The sequence below is a fragment of the Microbacterium sp. SS28 genome, assembly GCF_022761035.1.
In the GTDB taxonomy this organism is placed as follows: domain Bacteria; phylum Actinomycetota; class Actinomycetes; order Actinomycetales; family Microbacteriaceae; genus Microbacterium.
On record NZ_JAKWJP010000004.1, the window covers coordinates 369,356 to 386,670 of the forward strand.

At 71.0% G+C, this 17,315-nt stretch carries 18 protein-coding genes; 10 read left to right on the forward strand and 8 right to left on the reverse strand.

The genetic code is table 11. The features are described 5' to 3' along the window. Positions 1–195: 195 nt before the first annotated feature. Complete coding sequence (locus MJ607_RS13345) at positions 196–3,642, reverse strand: bifunctional proline dehydrogenase/L-glutamate gamma-semialdehyde dehydrogenase (RefSeq protein WP_243076085.1); 3,447 nt, start codon at positions 3,640–3,642, stop codon at positions 196–198. Between the two features lie 116 nt (positions 3,643–3,758). Here MJ607_RS13345 and MJ607_RS13350 point away from each other — a divergent pair, with 116 nt between their 5' ends. Further along, positions 3,759–4,658 carry a LysR family transcriptional regulator gene (locus tag MJ607_RS13350; RefSeq protein ID WP_243076086.1) on the forward strand — a complete coding sequence of 300 codons (900 nt, stop codon included), beginning with the start codon at positions 3,759–3,761 and terminating at the stop codon, positions 4,656–4,658. Positions 4,659–4,767: 109 nt separating this feature from the next. Here MJ607_RS13350 and purD read toward each other — a convergent pair whose 3' ends face one another. After that, positions 4,768–6,063, reverse strand: coding sequence for a phosphoribosylamine--glycine ligase (gene purD / locus MJ607_RS13355; RefSeq protein ID WP_243076087.1), 1,296 nt, complete (start codon positions 6,061–6,063; stop codon positions 4,768–4,770). Positions 6,064–6,105: 42 nt separating this feature from the next. Between purD and MJ607_RS13360 the strand changes: the two genes are divergently transcribed. Then, the gene (locus tag MJ607_RS13360) at positions 6,106–6,474 is read left to right on the forward strand and encodes a sterol carrier family protein (RefSeq protein WP_243076088.1); all 369 of its coding nucleotides are present in this window, start codon (positions 6,106–6,108) and stop codon (positions 6,472–6,474) included. Between the two features lie 71 nt (positions 6,475–6,545). Beyond that, entirely contained in the window at positions 6,546–6,926 is a 381-nt protein-coding gene (locus MJ607_RS13365) for a potassium transporter Trk (protein WP_243076089.1), read from the forward strand. 22 nt (positions 6,927–6,948) lie between these two features. Here the strand turns inward: MJ607_RS13365 and MJ607_RS13370 are convergent, their stop codons facing one another. Continuing rightward, complete coding sequence (locus tag MJ607_RS13370) at positions 6,949–7,560, reverse strand: zinc-binding alcohol dehydrogenase (protein WP_243076090.1); 612 nt, start codon at positions 7,558–7,560, stop codon at positions 6,949–6,951. Between the two features lie 162 nt (positions 7,561–7,722). Between MJ607_RS13370 and purM the strand changes: the two genes are divergently transcribed. From purM to MJ607_RS13385, 3 genes are all read left to right on the forward strand, one after another. Beyond that, positions 7,723–8,874 carry a phosphoribosylformylglycinamidine cyclo-ligase gene (gene purM / locus MJ607_RS13375; RefSeq protein ID WP_374238055.1) on the forward strand — a complete coding sequence of 384 codons (1,152 nt, stop codon included), beginning with the start codon at positions 7,723–7,725 and terminating at the stop codon, positions 8,872–8,874. 6 nt (positions 8,875–8,880) lie between these two features. After that, positions 8,881–10,341: an amidophosphoribosyltransferase gene (gene purF / locus MJ607_RS13380; protein ID WP_243076091.1), complete on the forward strand. Its 1,461-nt coding sequence runs from the start codon at positions 8,881–8,883 to the stop codon at positions 10,339–10,341. 149 nt (positions 10,342–10,490) lie between these two features. Then, positions 10,491–11,720: a CynX/NimT family MFS transporter gene (locus tag MJ607_RS13385; protein WP_243076092.1), complete on the forward strand. Its 1,230-nt coding sequence runs from the start codon at positions 10,491–10,493 to the stop codon at positions 11,718–11,720. 45 nt (positions 11,721–11,765) lie between these two features. On the opposite strand, the gene MJ607_RS13390 is transcribed toward MJ607_RS13385, so the two are convergent. Continuing rightward, positions 11,766–12,332 (reverse strand): DJ-1/PfpI family protein, encoded by a 567-nt coding sequence (locus MJ607_RS13390; RefSeq protein ID WP_243076093.1) that lies wholly within the window; start codon positions 12,330–12,332, stop codon positions 11,766–11,768. A 113-nt stretch (positions 12,333–12,445) separates the two neighbouring features. On the opposite strand from MJ607_RS13390, the gene MJ607_RS13395 reads away from it, so the two are divergent. Then, a complete protein-coding gene (locus MJ607_RS13395) occupies positions 12,446–13,216 on the forward strand; it encodes an IclR family transcriptional regulator (RefSeq protein WP_243076094.1) in 771 nt (256 codons plus the stop codon). 49 nt (positions 13,217–13,265) lie between these two features. Then, positions 13,266–13,673 carry a TIGR02611 family protein gene (locus tag MJ607_RS13400; RefSeq protein WP_243076095.1) on the forward strand — a complete coding sequence of 136 codons (408 nt, stop codon included), beginning with the start codon at positions 13,266–13,268 and terminating at the stop codon, positions 13,671–13,673. A gap of 22 nt (positions 13,674–13,695) precedes the next feature. On the opposite strand, the gene MJ607_RS13405 is transcribed toward MJ607_RS13400, so the two are convergent. Continuing rightward, entirely contained in the window at positions 13,696–13,869 is a 174-nt protein-coding gene (locus MJ607_RS13405) for a DUF3073 domain-containing protein (RefSeq protein WP_243076096.1), read from the reverse strand. A 168-nt stretch (positions 13,870–14,037) separates the two neighbouring features. Between MJ607_RS13405 and MJ607_RS13410 the strand changes: the two genes are divergently transcribed. Further along, the gene (locus MJ607_RS13410; RefSeq protein WP_243076097.1) at positions 14,038–14,577 is read left to right on the forward strand and encodes a universal stress protein; all 540 of its coding nucleotides are present in this window, start codon (positions 14,038–14,040) and stop codon (positions 14,575–14,577) included. 11 nt (positions 14,578–14,588) lie between these two features. Here MJ607_RS13410 and MJ607_RS13415 read toward each other — a convergent pair whose 3' ends face one another. After that, complete coding sequence (locus MJ607_RS13415; protein ID WP_243076098.1) at positions 14,589–14,972, reverse strand: cupin domain-containing protein; 384 nt, start codon at positions 14,970–14,972, stop codon at positions 14,589–14,591. Positions 14,973–15,070: 98 nt separating this feature from the next. Between MJ607_RS13415 and MJ607_RS13420 the strand changes: the two genes are divergently transcribed. Further along, positions 15,071–15,667, forward strand: coding sequence for a TetR/AcrR family transcriptional regulator (locus MJ607_RS13420; RefSeq protein WP_243076099.1), 597 nt, complete (start codon positions 15,071–15,073; stop codon positions 15,665–15,667). Between the two features lie 89 nt (positions 15,668–15,756). Here MJ607_RS13420 and MJ607_RS13425 read toward each other — a convergent pair whose 3' ends face one another. Together MJ607_RS13425 and MJ607_RS13430 are read right to left on the reverse strand one after the other, a co-directional pair. After that, positions 15,757–16,377, reverse strand: a complete 621-nt coding sequence (locus MJ607_RS13425) for a PadR family transcriptional regulator (RefSeq protein WP_243076100.1) — start codon at positions 16,375–16,377, stop codon at positions 15,757–15,759. Beyond that, positions 16,377–17,231, reverse strand: coding sequence for a DUF4097 family beta strand repeat-containing protein (locus tag MJ607_RS13430; protein ID WP_243076101.1), 855 nt, complete (start codon positions 17,229–17,231; stop codon positions 16,377–16,379). The genes MJ607_RS13425 and MJ607_RS13430 overlap by 1 nt, the downstream gene beginning before the upstream one ends. Positions 17,232–17,315: the final 84 nt, after the last annotated feature.

Below are 17,315 nucleotides of genomic sequence, written 5' to 3' on the forward strand. Positions count from 1 at the left end.
GCCGATGTCTGCGCGGGCTCGACGAGGTCGCCCGTCCCGCGCCCGCTGCACCAGATCAGGTGATCTCTCCGGTGCAGGTGGTGGGAGCGGTCCCTCGTCCTGATTCCGCGAAATCACCTGATCTCGCGACGGATGGGGAGAGGGGAACGGATGTCGCGCGCGGCGCCCGCCCTCCCGCGGGCGCCGCGCGGAGCCTCAGAGAACCCGGGCCGCGAGGGCGTCCGGGTTGCCGAACCGGTGCGCCGTGATGCTCACGGCCTGCTCGTGCAGGAACGGCAGCAGCTCGACGCGGCCCGCCCGGGTGACGGGTCCGTCGAACACGGCGATGTCGGGGCGTCCCGCCGCGGCGCGGTCGAGTACAGCGGCCGTCGCGCCGAGCAGCCGGACGCGCGGGCGCGGCAACGCCGCGAGGCGGGCGTGGGCCGCGGCGGCGTCCTCGCGGACGATGCCGACTCCGCTCGCACGCACCGTCGCGTCGACGGCGCCCGGCAGGGCGTCGGCGACCGACAGGCGCACCGCACCGCCGGCGCGGACGGCCGCCGCGACGACTCGGGCGATCTCGACGAGAGGCACGCCCGCCTCGGCGCGGATCTCGGTCTCGGCCGGGAGGTAGCGGAAGACGTTGCGCTCGCTCGCGAGACCCGACCGGTCGCGCAGCGCGCCGAACTCCTCGTTCCACGCGGACGCGTCCGAGGCGACCGCCTGGGCGAGCCACACCTTCTCGGCGGGATCGAGGGCGGGCCGGGTCGCGGCGACGATCGCGGCGACCGGCGAGGCCGACGGGGCGGCGGCATCCCGAACCGGCTTGGCGTCGGTCCAGCGACCGAGGCCCGCGAGGTAGTTGGGTCCGCCGGCCTTGAAGCCTGCGCCGACGACCGACTTCTTCCAGCCGCCGAAGGGCTGGCGCTGCACGATGGCGCCCGTGATCCCGCGGTTGACGTAGAGATTGCCGGCCTGCACGCGCGCGAGCCACTGCTTCACCTCGGCGGCGTCGAGCGAGTGCAGGCCCGCCGTCAGGCCGTAGTCGACCTCGTTCTGGATGGCGACGGCCTCGTCGAGCGTCGCCGCCGTCATGATGCCGAGGATCGGGCCGAAGTACTCGGTCAGGTGGAACTCCGAGCCGCGGCGCACGCCGTCGCGGACGCCGGGCGTCCAGAGCCTCGACGCTTCGGCGGGGTCAGCGGCCGAAGAGGCGAGCGCGCGGGGCTCGATGAGCCACGACTCGCCCTCGCCGATCGTCGTGAGGCCCTCGAGCAGCTTGCCGCTCGGCGGCGCGATGACGGGACCCACCTGCGCGGTCGGATCGGTCGGCAGCGCGGCGTGCAGCGAGCGAACGGCGTCGACGAGCTGCGTGCGGAAGCGACGCGAGTCGGCGACCGAGCCCACGAGGATCACGAGCGACGCGGCCGAGCACTTCTGGCCCGCGTGCCCGAACGCCGAGTGCACGACGTCCTTGACGGCGAGGTCGAGGTCGGCGCTCGGCGTCACGATGATCGCGTTCTTGCCGCTCGTCTCGCCGAGCAGGCGCAGGTCCTGGCGGAAGCCGCGGAACAGCTCGGCGGTCTCGTAGCCGCCCGTCAGGATCACCTGGTCGACCACGGGGGAGGCCACGAGCCCGGCGCCGAGTGACGAGTCGCTCAGCTGCACGAGCTGCAGGACGTCTCTCGGAACACCCGCCTCCCACAGCGCCTCGACCATGACGGCACCGCACCGACGGGCCTGGCGGGCCGGCTTGATCACGACGGCCGAGCCCGAGGCGAGTGCCGCGAGCGTCGAGCCCGCGGGGATCGCGACGGGGAAGTTCCACGGCGGCGTCACGAGCGTCACGTGAGCGGGCGTGAAGACCGCGCCGTCGACGTCGTCGAGCTCCCGGCCGCGCTCGGCGTAGTAGTGCGCGAAGTCGATGGCCTCGGATGCCTCGGGGTCGGCCTGGTCGAGCGTCTTGCCCGCCTCGGACGCCATGACCTCGAGCAGCTCCGCGCGCCGGGCTTCGAGCACGTCGCCCGCACGGTGCAGGATCGCCGCGCGCGCGTCGGCGCCGAGCGCCCCCCAGCCTTTGGAGGCCGCGTGGGCCGTCGCGAGCGCGTCGTCGACGGCTGCGGCATCCGTCAGGATCGCGGCGTCGGCCGTCGCGATCCCGAGCTGCGAGTCCGGGACGCGAGACAGGATCTCGAGGCCCCACGCGCGGTTCGCGGGGACGGCGGGATCCGTGTCGGCCGCGTTCGCGAAGCCGGTCTGCGGCGCGGGGGCGAGCGAGCGGTCCTGCACGCGATTCGACGGCGGGATGCTGTCATCGAGAGCCCTCAGCGAGGCCAGGAAGCGCTCGGTCTCACGTGCGAGCAGCGCTGCGTTCGAGTCGAGCTCGAACAGCGCCGACATGAAGTTGTCGCTCGACGCGCCCTCCTCGAGGCGGCGGATGAGGTACGCGATCGCAACGTCGAACTCGCGAGGGTGCACGACCGGCGTGTAGAGCAGGAGCCCACCGACCTCGCGTCGCACGACCTCGGCGATCGACTCGGCCATGCCGAGGAGCATCTCGTATTCGACGCCGGCCGTGACATCGCGCTCCTTCGCGAGCAGCCACGAATGCGCGATGTCGAAGAGGTTGTGCCCCGCGATGCCGAGGCGCACGTTCGCGATGCGCTCGGGCTCGAGCGCGTAGTCGAGGATGCGCTTGTAGTGCGTGTCGCTTTCCTGCTTGGTCGACCACGTCGCGAGCGGCCAGCCGTGGATCTCGGCGTCGACGCGCTCCATCGAGAGGTTCGCGCCCTTGACGAGCCGCACCTTGATGCCCGCGCCGCCGCGCGCACGACGGGCCGCGGCCCATTCCTGCAGGCGGATCATCGCCGCGAACGAGTCGGGCAGGTAGGCCTGCAGCACGATGCCGGCCTCGAGCTTCTCGAACTCGGGCTCGTCGAGCAGCCGCGTGAACACGGCCATCGTGAGGTCGAGGTCGCGGTACTCCTCCATGTCGAGGTTGATGAACTTCGCGGCCGGAGACGAGGCCGCGAGCCGGAACAGGGGCGTGAGGCGCAGGGCGATCGCCTCGACGGCCTCGTCGAAGCCCCACGCGGAATGCGGTCCGACCATCGCCGAGACCTTGACCGAGACGTAGTCGACGTCGTCGCGCGCGAGCAGGCGCATCGTGCCCTCGAGCCGGCGCTGCGCCTCGGCCGCACCGAGCACTGCCTCACCGAGGAGGTTGATGTTGAGGCGCACGCCGTCGCGCTTGAGCGCGCTGATCGCCGTGCCGAGCTTCTCGTCGCGCGCGTCGGCGATGAGGTGGCCGACCATGCGGCGCAGCACGGTGCGGGCGATCGGCACGACGACGCCGGGTGCGATGGGACCCGCGACGCCGCCGAGGCGGACGGCCGTGCGCAGGGGAGCAGGCAGGAAGCCGGGGACGAGCGGGGCGACGCGGCGGAGGGCCTGCGCTGCGACCCGCAGGTCTTCGGGGCGGACGACGCCGTCGACGAACCCGGTCGTGAACTCGAGGCCCGCAGGGTCGCTCAGCACGCCCGCGAGTCGCTGCGCTGCGACGCTCGCGGGAATCGTGGACGCGTCCTTCAGCCAGCGGTCGACGAGAGCGATGGTCTCGTCGGCGAGGTGCGGGGTGGTCTCGGGAAGGACGGTCGTCGTCATGGGCTGCTCCTGGATCACAGAGGTCTCTATCCAGTGTCCGCGTCGCATCCATGAAAGAAAAGCGATGCTTTCTTCCGTATTCTCTTCATGATTACTTACGTATTGGAGGGCGACGGATGCTGGACCTCAAGAAGCTCAGACTCCTGCGTGAACTCCATCTGCGCGGAACGATCGCGGCCGTCGCCGAGTCGGCGGCGTACAGCCCCTCGGCCGTGTCACAGCACCTCGCCCAGCTCGAGCGCGAGGCCGGCGTCGAACTGCTGCGCAAGTCGGGGCGCGGGCTGCGGCTGACCCCCGCAGCGGAGCGCCTCGTGGCCCGCACGGCGGATCTGCTCGACGTCATGGAGCTCGCGGAGGCCGAACTGCGGACCTCCGGCGAGGACGTCGTGGGCACCGTGCGCGCTGCCGTCTTCCAGTCCGCGATGCTCGCACTCATGCCCGCGGCGCTCGAGGCGATGCGCACCGTCGCACCGGACGTGCGCGTCGAACTCGTACAGCGCGAGCCCGAGACCGCGCTGCGCGAGACGTGGCTGCGCGACTTCGACCTCGTCGTCGCGGAGCACTACCCCGCGCACGCCGCGCCGCACCACCCGGGCCTCGATCGCCAGCCGCTCACGACCGACGCGATCCGTCTCGCTGTGGCCGTGGAGCACTCCGCCATCGACTCCGTCGCCGCCGCGCGCGACCTGCCGTGGGTCATGGAGCCGCGCGGCGCGGCCTCGCGTCACTACGCCGAGCAGCAGTGCCGCGCTGCCGGCTTCGAGCCCGACGTGCGCTACGAGACGGCCGACCTGCAGGCGCACGTGCGGCTCGTCGAGACGGGCAATGCCGCAGCACTCCTGCCCGATCTCATCTGGACGGGTGCCGAGCCGAGTGGATGCCGCCTCGTCGACCTCCCCGGAAGCCCCCGCCGGACGGTCTTCACGTCGGCCCGTTCCTCAGGAAGCGAGTTCCCCGCCGTCGCGGTCTTCCGCCGCGTCCTGGCCGAGGTCGCCGCGGCCCTCACGGCCCGCTGAGCCTTCCCCGTGTGACCGACCGCACATTCTGGCGAGTCGCCAGAATGTGCGGCCCGGCACCGCGCTTCTTGGCGAGTCGCCAGAAAACGCGAGGCTCGCGCGCCGAGCGTCAGTCGGCGACGCGGGCCGCGATGTCGGTGCGGAACTGCCCGCCCTCGAGGCCGATCTCGGCGAGCGCGCGGTAGGCACGATCACGCGCCTCGGCGAAATCCTCGCCGACCGCGACGACGTTGAGCACGCGCCCGCCCGTCGCGACGAGTCCGTCGCCCGACTCGGCGGTGGCCGCGTGCGCGAGGTGCACGCCGTCGACGGCGGATGCGGCATCCAGTCCCGAAAGCGGCTTGCCCGTGACGGGCGCCTCGGGGTAGCCCTCGGAAGCGAGCACGACGGTCACGGCGGCGGAGTCCGAGAAGGCGGGGCGAGAGCGGTCTTCGAGATTGCCGGATGCCGCTGCCAGCAGCAGCTCCGACAGCGGGTCGAGGAGCCGCGGCAGCACGACCTGCGTCTCGGGGTCGCCGAAGCGCGCGTTGAACTCGATGACCTTGACGCCCTGCGGCGTGAGGATGAGGCCCGCGTAGAGCAGGCCGATGAAGGGCGTGCCCTCTTCGTCGAGGCGGCGGATGACGGGCTCGGCCACTTCGCGGGTCACGAGGTCGACGAACGCCTCCTCGGGGTCGCTCGACTCGCCCTCGACCGCCGGCGCGACGTGATCGCCGAGCCAGGGGAGCGGCGAGTAGGCACCCATGCCGCCCGTGTTGGGACCGGCGTCGCCGTCGCCGAGGCGCTTGAAGTCCTGCGCGGGGCTCAGCGGCAGCACGTGGTCGCCGTCGCTCAGGAAGAAGAGCGACACCTCGGGGCCGGAGAGGAACTCCTCGACGAGGATCGGGCCGCTGGGCAGGTACGACTCGGCGTGCGCGAGGGCCGCCGCGCGGTCCTCCGTCACGATGACGCCCTTGCCCGCGGCGAGGCCGTCGGCCTTGACGACGTGGGGAGCGCCGAGCTCGTCGAGGGCCGCCTCCACCTCGGCGAGCGAGTGCGCGCGGACGGCGCGGCCGGTCGGGACCCCCGCGGCCTCCATGATGCGCTTCGCGAACGCCTTCGAGCCCTCGAGCTGCGCCGCGGCCCTGCCGGGTCCGAAGACGGGGATGCCGTGCTCGCGCAGCGCGTCGGCGACGCCCGCCACGAGCGGGGCCTCGGGCCCGATCACCACGAGATCGATCGCGTGCGCGTTGGCGTGCTCCGTGACGGCGGCGGGGTCGTTCGCGTCGAGCTCGACGATCGTCGCATCACGCGCGATGCCGGCGTTGCCGGGGGCCGCGAACACCTCGTGGCCCGCCTCCTCCGACCGCAGGGAGAGGATGATGGCGTGCTCGCGAGCACCGGAGCCGAGGACCAGGATGCGCATCGTTCCAGCCTACCGAGCAGGGGCCGGGGCTACCGTGGACGCATGGCGAAGAAGATCGGCCTCGACGAAGGCCGCGCGGCCCTCGACGCGGTGCGGGCGGCGGGAGCGGCATCCACTCCGCCCTCGCGCACCGATCACGCGACGGCCGTCCGCTACCTGCTGCAGCTGCTCGTCGAGAAGGCGCCCGGCAACTCGGTCGAGATGCGCGTGCCCCCGTTCGGCGCCGTCCAGGTCGTCGAGGGCCCTCGGCACACCCGTGGAACGCCGCCCAACGTCGTCGAGACCGACGCCGACACGTGGATCGCGGTCGCGACAGGAGCCGAGCAGTGGACGGATGCCGCTGCCGCCGGCCGCATCGTCGCCTCGGGCGTGCGCTCGGACCTGTCCGACCTCCTCCCGCTGCGCCCCTGATCCGCGGCCGGGGCGACCGGACAACCCCGCCGACCGGCGAAGGCCGCGACGGGCGGTGAGACAATGGAGACATGGCCGACAAGCCGAACACCCCCGAGATGCCCGAGCCCGAGGCATCCGCTCCTCCTGAGACCGTCGTCGAGGATCACCTCGAGCGCGTGCGCGTGCGGCGGGCCCCGAAGTTCTCGGTCTTCGTCGTCGCCGGCGGGCTCCTGGGGCTGCTCACGGCCCTGATCCTGACCTTCGCGTACGACGGCACGGTCAACCAGAGCCCCAACACGGGCCTCGTCTACTCGTCGGGCCAGGTGTTCGGGTTCCTCGCGCTCATCTGCGTCGCCGTCGGCATCGCGCTCTTCGGCGTGCTCGCGATCATCCTCGACCGCAGGAGCAGCAAGAGCTCGCGCGAGGTCACGGTCGACCGCGAGACGGTGCAGCGACTCCCCGAGGTCTGAGCCGCCGCTCGGTCGAGCAGGCTCAGGCGAGCTCGGCGATGATCGGGTGGATCGCGGCGTCGAAGGCCGCGACATCCCCCCGCAGTCCGTCCGTCACGGCGATCGTGAGCGAGCCGATCCACCACACGCCGCGCTGCGTCAGCGGGAGCACCTGCACGTTGAGCTCGAACGAGTGCGCGCGCCGGCCGACCTGCCGCTCGTGCTCGGCGATCGCGCTCGCGTACGCGCGGTACGAGACGCCGGGCTTGGCCGCGGCATCCTTCCGGTATCTCTCCTTCGCCGACTGCGAGTACGCGAGAGCCTCGGAGGCCCACGGCGCCATCGCCTCGCGCAGGTCGTCGCAGCCCTCGAGGGGCAGCGCGACGAGGGTCTCGTAGCCGTCGACGAGATCGAGCGGCACGGGGGAGGGATGCGCCTGCGGCTCGACTGTCATGGCCCAGTACTCGCGCCACTGACGCTCGAGGCGCGCCTGCGCGTCGTCGTCCCGCAGATTCTCACGGGCCGGGATGCCGCGCAGCTGCGGCAGCTCGTCGGGCGAGCGGATGCCGAGCACCTGGCGCAGGTAGAGGGCGAGCAGCACGGGCTGACTCGCGTCCTCGCGAATCACCCACTCCGGGGAGCCACCGCTGCTCATGCCGTCAGTCTAAATCGCGCACTCCGACATCGGGCAGGCCGGAATGCCCTCTTCTGCCGCCACATCACCCCAGGCGCGGCGAGATCGGGCCGCGCGAGGTGGGCCCGGCGCCGGCATGACTCCGGGGCATCCGTCCCGTCGAGCCGCCGGTAGGCTTGGGTGGTGGCCAATCCCACCGACGACGCGCCCGTGACGGGCGCCCCCGCCGACTCCTCCGCAAACCCGTACGCTGCCGCCGGTGTCGATACCGCCGCCGGCGATCTCGCGGTCGAGCTCATGAAGTCCGCAGTCCGCCGCACGCACGGTCCCGAGGTGCTCGGAGGCGTCGGCGGCTTCGCCGGCCTCTACGACGCGTCGTTCCTGCACGCGTACAAGCGCCCGCTCCTCGCGTCGAGCACCGACGGCGTGGGCACGAAGGTCGCGATCGCGCAGGCGATCGACAAGCACGACACGATCGGGCTCGACCTGGTCGGCATGGTCGTGGACGACATCGTCGTCGTGGGGGCCAAGCCGCTCTTCATGACCGATTACATCGCGTGCGGCAAGGTGTTCCCGCAGCGCATCGCCGACATCGTCCGCGGCATCGCGGCGGGCTGCTCCGAGACGGGCACGGCGCTCGTGGGCGGCGAGACCGCGGAGCACCCCGGGCTGCTCGGACCCAACGACTACGACGTCGCGGGAGCCGCGACAGGTGTCGTCGAGGGCGAGGCGCTGCTCGGCGCCGACCGCGTCCGCGATGCGGATGTCGTGCTGGCGCTCGCCTCGAGCGGTCTGCACTCCAACGGCTACTCGCTCGTGCGGCACATCGTCGCGCGCGCCGGCATCCAGTACGGCGACAACGCCGCCGACTTCGGCACGACGTGGGGCGAGGCCCTGCTCGAGCCGACGCGCCTCTACACGGCCCCCCTGCTGCGCCTCATCGCCGAGACCGGTGACGGCGTCCACTCCCTCAGCCACGTGACGGGCGGCGGCATCGCGGCCAACCTCGCCCGCGTGCTGCCGCAGGGAACGTTCGTCGAGGTCGACCGCTCCACGTGGTCGCCCTCGCCCGTGTTCCGCGTGCTCGCCGATCTCGGCGATCTCACCCTCGAGCAGACCGAGGGCACCTGGAACCTCGGCATCGGCTTCCTCGCCGTCGTCTCGCCCGAGACGGCGGATGCCGCGATCACGGCACTCGCGAGCGACGGCATCCACGCCTGGCGCGTCGGCACGGTCCAGGCCGGCACGCGCCCCGACGGCGAGTTCGAACAGGGCGCCAAGGGCGTCGACGGCGGGGCCGTGCGCCTCGTCGGTACCTACAGCGGAGCGAAGTAACACCACATGTGCGGAATCGTCGGGATGGTCGGGCGCGGATCCGTCAACCAGGAGATCTACGACTCCCTGCTGCTCCTGCAGCACCGCGGCCAGGACTCGACCGGCATCGCGACGGCCGAGCGCAGCGGCGTCGTCCACATGGCCAAGGCCAAGGGCCAGGTGCGCGAGGCGTTCCGCACGCGCGACATGCGCTCGCTGCTGGGCGACATCGGCCTCGGGCACGTCCGCTATGCGACGAAGGGCACGGCGTCGAGCGAGGAAGAGGCGCAGCCCTTCTACGTCAACGCCCCCTACGGCATCGTGCTGGTGCACAACGGCAACCTCACGAACACGCGCGAGCTGACCGGCGAGCTCTTCCACAAGGATCGCCGTCACCTCAACACGTCGAGCGACACCGAGCTGCTCGTCAACGTGCTCGCGAATGAGCTGCAGTCCTCGATCTCGGGCCTCGAGCTCGACCCCGAGCAGGTGTTCCAGGCGGTCACCCGCGTGCACGAGCGCGTCGAGGGCTCGTACGCGACGATCGCCCTCATCGCGGGCTACGGTCTGCTGGCGTTCCGCGATCCGTTCGGCATCCGTCCCCTCATCCTCGGAACCCGCAAGCACGAGGACGGCCACTACGAGTGGGTCGTCACGAGCGAGTCGCTCGTGCTCGAGAACGGCGAGTTCGAGGTCGTCCGCGACGTCGACCCCGGCGAGGCCGTCTTCATCGACCTCGAGGGACGCCTCCACACCAAGCAGTGCGCGCCCGAGACGCAGCTCGCGCCGTGCTCGTTCGAGTACGTCTACCTCGCGCGGCCCGACTCGGTCATGAACGGCATCTCGGTGTACGAAGCCCGTCTGCGCATGGGCGACCGGCTCGCGGACACGATCGCGAAGTACACGCCCGAGGGCACGATCGACGTCGTCATGCCGATCCCCGACTCGTCGCGGCCGGCCGCGATGCAGGTCGCCCGAAAGCTCGGCATCGAGTACCGCGAGGGCTTCTACAAGAACCGCTACATCGGCCGGACGTTCATCATGCCGGGCCAGGCGGTGCGCAAGAAGAGCGTGCGCCAGAAGCTCAACGCGATGTCGAGCGAGTTCAAAGGCAAGAACGTCCTGCTCATCGACGACTCGATCGTGCGCGGGACGACCTCGAAAGAGATCATCCAGATGGCTCGGGATGCCGGTGCCAAGAGCGTGACGTTCGCCTCGGCCGCCCCACCCGTGCGCTACCCGCACGTGTACGGCATCAACATGCCCTCGCGGCACGAGCTCGTCGCGCACGGCCGGACGATCCCCGAGATCGCCGAAGAGCTCGGCGCGGACTTCATCGTCTATCAGGAGGTCGAGGACCTCAAGGCCGCGATCATCGAGGGCTCCGACCTCGACGACCTCGACATGAGCTGCTTCGACGGCCGCTACGTCACGGGCACCGTCTCGGACGAGTACCTCGCCTGGGTCGAGGGCTCGCAGGAGTCCTGACTTCGATCCACCCCGGCATCCGCAGGTCGACCACGGATCTGCAGGACGGATCTGCGATCTTTCGCCTCCGGACGCGTGGTTGACCTGTCGATCGGGTGTCGGCGGAGGCGGCGGCCCGGGGTGTCGCGAGGGCCCGTAGGCTCGTACGAGTGACTTCTCCCTCCCGTCCGCTCTGGCGTGGGAGGGCCCTCGCACTCGTCGGCATCGTCCTGCTGGCCTTCTCGCTGCGGTCGGCCGTGGCATCCCTTTCGCCGATCCTCGACCACGTCGCGGTCGACTTCGACGTGCCCGCGTGGGCGATCGGGCTCATCGGCACGGCGCCGCCCGTCTGCTTCGCGATCTTCGGCATCCTCACGCCGCAGTTCGAGCGCCGACTCGGCCTCGAGCGGCTCGTCGTGGTCGCGCTCGCGGTCGCCGCGTTCGCGATGATCGCGCGCGCCCTGGCGGTCGACGGACTGACGCTGCTGCTCGGGACGGCGCTCATCTTCGCTGCGGTCGGCGTCGCGAACGTGCTGCTTCCGCCCCTCGTGAAGAAATACTTCCCCGATCGGATCGGCCTCATGACTGCCGTGTTCTCGACGACGATGGCGGTCTCGACATTCCTGCCGCCGCTCATCGCCGTGCCGGTGGCGGATGCCGCGGGCTGGCGGCTCTCGCTGGGACTGTGGGCGGTCTTCGCGCTCGCGGCGCTGGGCCCGTGGATCGCGCTGCTCGTGCGGTCACGCAGCAACGGGGCGGACGAAGCCATCGAAGGCGCGAGCCCCGCCGTCTTCGGCCGGCTCTGGCGGCTTCCGCTCGCCTGGGCGCTCACGGTGTCGTTCGCCGTCTCGTCGACGATCGCCTACACCTGCTTCGCCTGGCTGCCGACGATCCTCGTCGACATCGCGGATGTCACGCCCGCCGCCGCGGGGGCCCTGCTGTCCCTCTTCGCGGCGATGGGCCTTCCCGCGTCGCTCCTCGTACCCGTGCTCGTCGCGCGCCACCGGATCGTGCGCTCCCTCTACACCGTGGCGGTCGTCGCGGGTCTCGCGGCCGTGGCGGGGCTGCTGCTGGCCCCGGCGGCCGCGCCGTGGCTGTGGGTCGCGCTGCTCGGCATACCGCCGCTGCTCTTCCCGCTCGTGCTCGTGCTGCTGGGGCTGCGCACGCGCACGCACGAGGCATCCGTCGCTCTCAGCGGGTTCGTGCAGAGCATCGGCTACGCGATCGCGGCCGTCTTCCCGCTCGCCATCGGACTTCTGCACGATGCGACCGACGCGTGGGTCGTGCCGCTCCTTATCCTCGCGGCCGTCGTCGTGGCCGCGATCCCGGCGGGGTTCGTCGTGGCGCGCCCGCACACCGTCGAGGACGAGTGGGAGCGCCGGCACGGCGCGTGGGCATGAGACTGCCCGGCCCGTGGCGAGCGGACCGGGCAGACGGGGGACGGCTCAGGCGGTGACGCGGGCTCCTTCGAGCACGTCGATGAAGGCCTTCATCCAGATGCCGTTGTCGGGCCACGCGCGCGCCGTCACGAGGTTGCCGTCCACGACAGCGCCGCCGTTCTCGAACAGGCCGCCGGCCGTCTCGACGTCGATCGCGAGCTCGGGGTAGGCCGACGACGTGCGACCCTTCAGGACACCCGCCGCAGCGAGCAGGAGAGGACCGTGGCAGGTCGCCGCGACGGGGGAGTTCGCCTCGAAGAAGTGCCGCACGATGCGCTTGGCGTCCTCGTCGTTGCGGATGTACTCGGGCGCACGTCCGCCGGGCACGACGATTGCGACGTAGTCGGCGGGGTCGACGTCGGCGAACGCGACGTCGGCGTCCCACGCGTGGCCCGGCTTCTCGGTGTAGGTGCCGAATCCGTCGACGAAGTCGTGCACGACGAACTGCAGCTTGCGCTTGACGGGTGCGCCGATGTGCACTTCGTAGCCCGCCTCCTGCAGGCGGTGGTACGGGTAGAACACCTCGAGGGTCTCGGCGGCATCGCCGGTGAGGATGAGGATCTTGTCGGTCATGGTGGTTCCTCTCGTAGACGACCGTGTCTGCCACCAGCGTCGAGCCGCGCGGGCCCGCGCCGCGACATCCGTTCTCACGATGTGCGAAAGTCGCCGCGACATACACTGTCGCCATGAGCGCCCCCACCCGCGATGCCGCGGGCATCCGTTCCGCCGACCGCGTGCTGCGGATCCTCGCCGAGATCGGCGCGACGCCCGACGGGCTGACGGCCGCCGAGCTGGGGGAGCGACTCGACCTCTCGACCGCGACGACGTACCGCCTGCTCGCGTCGCTGCAGACGCAGGACTACCTCGTGCGCGGCAGCGACGCCCGGTACATGCTCGGCCGGGCCGTCGACGGCCTCGGCCGCGCTGTGCGCTCGCAGCTCGTCGCGACGCCCACCGTGCGACGCATCCTCGAGGACATGCGCGACGCGGCGCGCACGCCGGCCTACCTCACGGTCTTCCGCGGCGATGACATCGCCGTCGCGCACGTCGCCGAGTCGGCGGCGCATCCGAGGATCGGCCAGCTGCACATCGGATTCGCGGATGCCGCACACGTGACGGCGTTCGGAAAGCTCATGCTCGCGGCGCGCGACGACGACGGCGTCCGCCGCTACCTCGAGCGGCACGGCGCCGCGGCCGTGACGTCGCGCTCCGTGACGAGCGAGCGGGCACTGCTGGAACAGCTCGACGACGTGCGGGCGCTGCAGATCGCGGTCGAGGTCGAGGAGTACATGCCCAAGCTCGCATGCATCGCCGCGCCCGTGAGGGCGCGCAACGGCCGGACAGTGGGCGCCGTGTCGCTCTCGACGACGGCCGATGACTTCGCGTCCCGCGCGCACGAGCTCGAGAGGATCGCGCGACGCGGCGCGTGGCACGTCTCGAGCAGCCTGCATCCCTGACGGGCATGCCTCCCAGCAGTCACGCGAGATGGCTTGCTACCGTCGGAGCATGACGCTGACGGCTCCGCAGGCCTCCACCTCGCAGGCGCCGACCGACGCCGTCCGACGTGGCGAGGTCGCGGCATCCGCTCCCGACGGCGAGCAGCGCGATCACGCCGTCTTCCGCCGCCTCGCGCGCATGCGCGCGTGGGTGACCGAGCGTCCGCGCCTCGAACTCGCCTACCGTGCCGTCGTCGCGGTGATCGGCGTGACGCTCACCCTCGTGGGCATCGTCCTGCTCGCGCTACCCGGACCCGGATGGATCACGGTCTTCCTCGGGCTCGCGGTGCTGGGCACCGAGTTCCACTGGGCGCGCCGCATCTCGGCGTGGCTGAAGGTGCGCCTCGACCGCGCGTGGACATGGTGGCGCGCACGGCGGGCGCGACGGAAGTCGAGCGCAGTCGGCTCCCAGAGCTGACCGGCGCGCGCCGAGGGGCGGGTCAGGCCCGCTCGTCCTCGAGTTCGTCGGCGTACTGATCCGCCCACTTGTCGACGTACTCGACCTCGTGATGACCCAGCTCGCGCTCGAGCGCCGAGTAGTTGACACTCGGACTATAGGACTTCAGTTCACGGGCGATCTTCGTGTTCTTCGCCTTCTGACGGCCACGCCCCATATGCGAGACCCCCTCATTTCCGAGTAGCGGGCTGGTGTGCGGGCGTCCCGCTGTCCATAGCCCGGGCAATCACATCCGGCGGCAAGGCCGGTAAGAGTAGCATTCAGAATAACACGGCGCTCCGGGGCGACGGTGTCTGCACACGCATGCGGAAGGGGCGATGCACAGATGGCGCAGGAAGAATCCGAGGTCGTCGGCGAGGGAGCTCCCGCGCCGGAGGTTCACGGCGCGGTCATCGTGGGCGTCGTCCCGGGTGAGCCCGCACGGGTCGTGAAGGAGGCTGCGCGCTACGCCAAGGTGCTCGGCGCCCCCCTGCTGGTCGTGCACGTCGACGTGACGCGATTCGTGACCTACGAAGACCCGGACGGGTATGTGCACTCGGCGCCGATCGACATGCACGTCGGCGGAGGCGAGGCCGAACTCGACCTCGTCAGGAACGAGACGGCCACGGCGCTCGAGGGTCACGAGGTGACCTGGACGGCCCAGCAGCTGGTCGGAGACCCGGCGATCGCCATCAAGCACCTCGCCGAGCAGGTCGACGCGCGTCTCATCGTCGTCGGCACGCGCAAGCGCGGTCTCGGCGAGTCGATCCGCGAGTTCTTCACCGGTTCGGTCGCCGCGCGCCTCGCGCACCGCCAGCACCGGCCGATCCTCGTCGTCCCGCTCGGCGACCCGATCGCCGACGACGAGGAGATCTGGCCGGCGTAGCCCGGCTGAGGTCAGGCGCTCGCCGTCTCGGCGTGCGCACCCTCCTTCGCCCAGTTCGTCGAGCCGAACCAGTCGACGACGATGACGGGCTCGTCTCCGACGACCCAGGCATCGTGCCCCTCCGGCAGGCTCGTGACGTCTCCGGGGCCCGCGATGAACTCCGTGCCGTCGTCCATGCGGATCGCCAAGCGACCCTGCACGTGGTACTGGAAGTGCGGGGCCAGGCAGGATTCCGTCCCTGCGATGGGTCCCACGTCGTTCGACCAGCGCCACCCGGGTTCGAGGATGAGGCGACCGATCGTGCTGTCGCCGACCTCGAGGATCTCGGCCTTGCCGTGCGTGAACGTCCGCACCTCGGACGGCTTCGCGAACGTCTCGTGCTCCACTGTCTGCATCTCGTCCTCCTCGACGAATCCATCTACCTACTAGTAGACAGATTATCTACCTACCAGAAGGTAGATACAAGAGGCGGTGCGGCATTACTATGGCGACCATGGGCGACACTCCGACCATCGCGACGGCCGACCGCATCCTCGACCTCGCCGAGGAGCTCGTGCAGACGAGGGGCGTCAACGGCATGTCGTACGCCGACATCTCGGCGGGCCTCGGCATCACGAAAGCGTCGCTGCACTACCACTTCGCGACGAAGGCCGACCTCGTGCGGGCTCTCATCGACCGGTACTCGAGTCGCTTCTTCGCTCAGCTGCACGTGATCGAAGAGGGCGAGACGGATGCGGCAGTCAGACTGCGGGAATACGCCCAGGTCTACGGCGGAGTGCTCGCCCGCGGCCGCATGTGCCTGTGCGGCATGCTCGCGTCGGACTATGAGACGCTCTCGCCCGACGCGCAGTCCGAGGTCGCGCAGTTCTTCGAGCGCAACACGGAGTGGCTCGCACGCGTCATCGCCGAAGGCGTGCGTGACGGCGAGCTGACCGAGACGGCTCCGCCGCGGGATGCCGCCGAGACGCTTCTCGCGGGCCTCGAGGGGGCGATGCTCGTCTCGCGTCCGTTCGAGGGCTCGCAGCGGTTCGACACGATCTCGGCGGCACTGCTGAACGCGCTCGGCGCCGCGCCGCGTCCTGCGGCCTGACGCCGAGGCGGCCGGCCGCCGGACGAGCAGAGGAGAACCAGCGAGGGGAGGGCGGGATGCGACATCCCGCCCTCCCCTCGTCGTATTCCTCAGCCGCGCAGGGCGCGGGTGACGGAGCGGGCCGCCGAGTCGAGCGCCGACTCGAGGTCGTCGACGGTCCACTCGGCGATGACGCCGCCGCGGGCCACGTACGTCCGCAGGTCGCTGCGCACCTGCGCGCGGAACTCGGCCACGAGGGCCTCGGCGCGATGCAGCTGCTCGCGGCTCGCCGTGCGCGCGTCGTCGACGGCGGATGCGGCATCCGGCGCCGACTTCGGCTCGGCACGCTCGTCTTGCGCGGCCGCGGCGAGGTCGGCGCGCAGGCTCTTCATGGCCTCACGGACACTGCCGCGCACTTCGTCGGCGATGAGGCGGACGGAGTCGGCGAGACCCGCCTCGATGCCCTCGAGCTCGCCCGCGCGGGACTGCACCTCGGCGTGTCCGGCCTCGGTGATCTGGTAGACCGTCTTGCGGCCGTCGACGGACTTCGTGACGAGTCCCTCTTCCTCGAGCTTCGCCAGGCGCGGGTAGATCGTGCCGGCGCTCGGGGTGTAGGTGCCGCCGGTGCGGTCCGAGAGCGCCTGCATGATGTCGTAGCCGTGGCGGGGACCCTCGTCGAGGAGGTTCAGCAGGTAGAGGCGCAGGTCGCCGTGCGAGAAGACGGGAGCCATCACCATTCCTTCGCTTCGTCGTGGGGCTCGGGCGTCGGCGCTGCCGCGCGGCGGAGCACCGTGACATCGCCCGACACCGAGTTGGCGCGCACGTCCGCGAACGTGCCGCTCAGCTCGCCGACCGAGCCGGTGTAGTTGGTCGTGATGCCGCCCTGGCCCGAGCGGACGATGCCGTCGACCTGGACGCGCCCGCCGACGCTGCGGATGGCGTAGTTGGCGGGCAGCCCCTCGTCGAGGCGGATCGTGGCGTTGCCGCTCACGCTGTTGAGCGTCACCGTGTGCACGCCGCCGGTCGAGTCGACGAGCATCGCGCCCGAGACGGTGTCGATCGTCGCGCGGCGCAGCGCACCGGTCGCCGCGACGTCGCCCGAGACGCTGTTGGCGTTGAGCGTGCCCGAGAGGCCGCGCGCATTGACGTCGCCAGAGACGGCGTTGACCGAGACGTCGCCTGTGATGCCGTCGACCATGATGTCGCCCGACACGGTGTTGAGCTTGGCATCGCTGTGCAGCCCCGACACGAGCGCGCTCGCCGACACGACGCCCAGGGTCAGCGCGATGTCACGGGGGACGGCGACGCTGATCTCGGCCTTCGGCCCGCTCACGCCGAAGTTGCGGAACACCTCGAGGAAGTTGTCCCAGCGCAGCTGCGGATGGTCGATCTCGAGCAGGTCGCCCGAGGCCTCGATGCGCAGGTCCTTGATGGTGACGCCGTGCACTTCGATGCGCACGCCCGGCTCATCGTGCGCGACGACGTCGATCTGGCCTCCGACGAGGCCGACTTTTAGCTTGCGCACGTCTTCGATGTCGATGACGCGCGTCTCGCCCGGGTGGATGATCCACTTCTCGAGGGTCATGGTGTGTCTCCTGTGGGTTCGTCTCGCGATATATCGCGTTCCACCAGAGTAACACGATATATCGCGAGTCAGTCAAGAGGAGGC

What these genes read in the sequence shown, in the direction of transcription:
- MJ607_RS13400 (WP_243076095.1), top strand. Translation starts at nt 13,266, where the DNA reads ATGACGCTGACGGCTCCGCAGGCCTCCACCTCGCAGGCGCCGACCGAC.
- MJ607_RS13345 (WP_243076085.1), bottom strand. Translation starts at nt 3,642, where the DNA reads ATGACGACGACCGTCCTTCCCGAGACCACCCCGCACCTCGCCGACGAG.
- MJ607_RS13410 (WP_243076097.1), top strand. Translation starts at nt 14,038, where the DNA reads ATGGCGCAGGAAGAATCCGAGGTCGTCGGCGAGGGAGCTCCCGCGCCG.
- MJ607_RS13430 (WP_243076101.1), bottom strand. Translation starts at nt 17,231, where the DNA reads ATGACCCTCGAGAAGTGGATCATCCACCCGGGCGAGACGCGCGTCATC.
- purF (WP_243076091.1), top strand. Translation starts at nt 8,881, where the DNA reads ATGTGCGGAATCGTCGGGATGGTCGGGCGCGGATCCGTCAACCAGGAG.
- MJ607_RS13390 (WP_243076093.1), bottom strand. Translation starts at nt 12,332, where the DNA reads ATGACCGACAAGATCCTCATCCTCACCGGCGATGCCGCCGAGACCCTC.
- MJ607_RS13395 (WP_243076094.1), top strand. Translation starts at nt 12,446, where the DNA reads ATGAGCGCCCCCACCCGCGATGCCGCGGGCATCCGTTCCGCCGACCGC.
- MJ607_RS13350 (WP_243076086.1), top strand. Translation starts at nt 3,759, where the DNA reads ATGCTGGACCTCAAGAAGCTCAGACTCCTGCGTGAACTCCATCTGCGC.
- MJ607_RS13360 (WP_243076088.1), top strand. Translation starts at nt 6,106, where the DNA reads ATGGCGAAGAAGATCGGCCTCGACGAAGGCCGCGCGGCCCTCGACGCG.
- MJ607_RS13420 (WP_243076099.1), top strand. Translation starts at nt 15,071, where the DNA reads ATGGGCGACACTCCGACCATCGCGACGGCCGACCGCATCCTCGACCTC.
- MJ607_RS13405 (WP_243076096.1), bottom strand. Translation starts at nt 13,869, where the DNA reads ATGGGGCGTGGCCGTCAGAAGGCGAAGAACACGAAGATCGCCCGTGAA.
- MJ607_RS13425 (WP_243076100.1), bottom strand. Translation starts at nt 16,377, where the DNA reads ATGGCTCCCGTCTTCTCGCACGGCGACCTGCGCCTCTACCTGCTGAAC.
- MJ607_RS13365 (WP_243076089.1), top strand. Translation starts at nt 6,546, where the DNA reads ATGGCCGACAAGCCGAACACCCCCGAGATGCCCGAGCCCGAGGCATCC.
- MJ607_RS13415 (WP_243076098.1), bottom strand. Translation starts at nt 14,972, where the DNA reads ATGCAGACAGTGGAGCACGAGACGTTCGCGAAGCCGTCCGAGGTGCGG.
- purD (WP_243076087.1), bottom strand. Translation starts at nt 6,063, where the DNA reads ATGCGCATCCTGGTCCTCGGCTCCGGTGCTCGCGAGCACGCCATCATC.
- MJ607_RS13370 (WP_243076090.1), bottom strand. Translation starts at nt 7,560, where the DNA reads ATGAGCAGCGGTGGCTCCCCGGAGTGGGTGATTCGCGAGGACGCGAGT.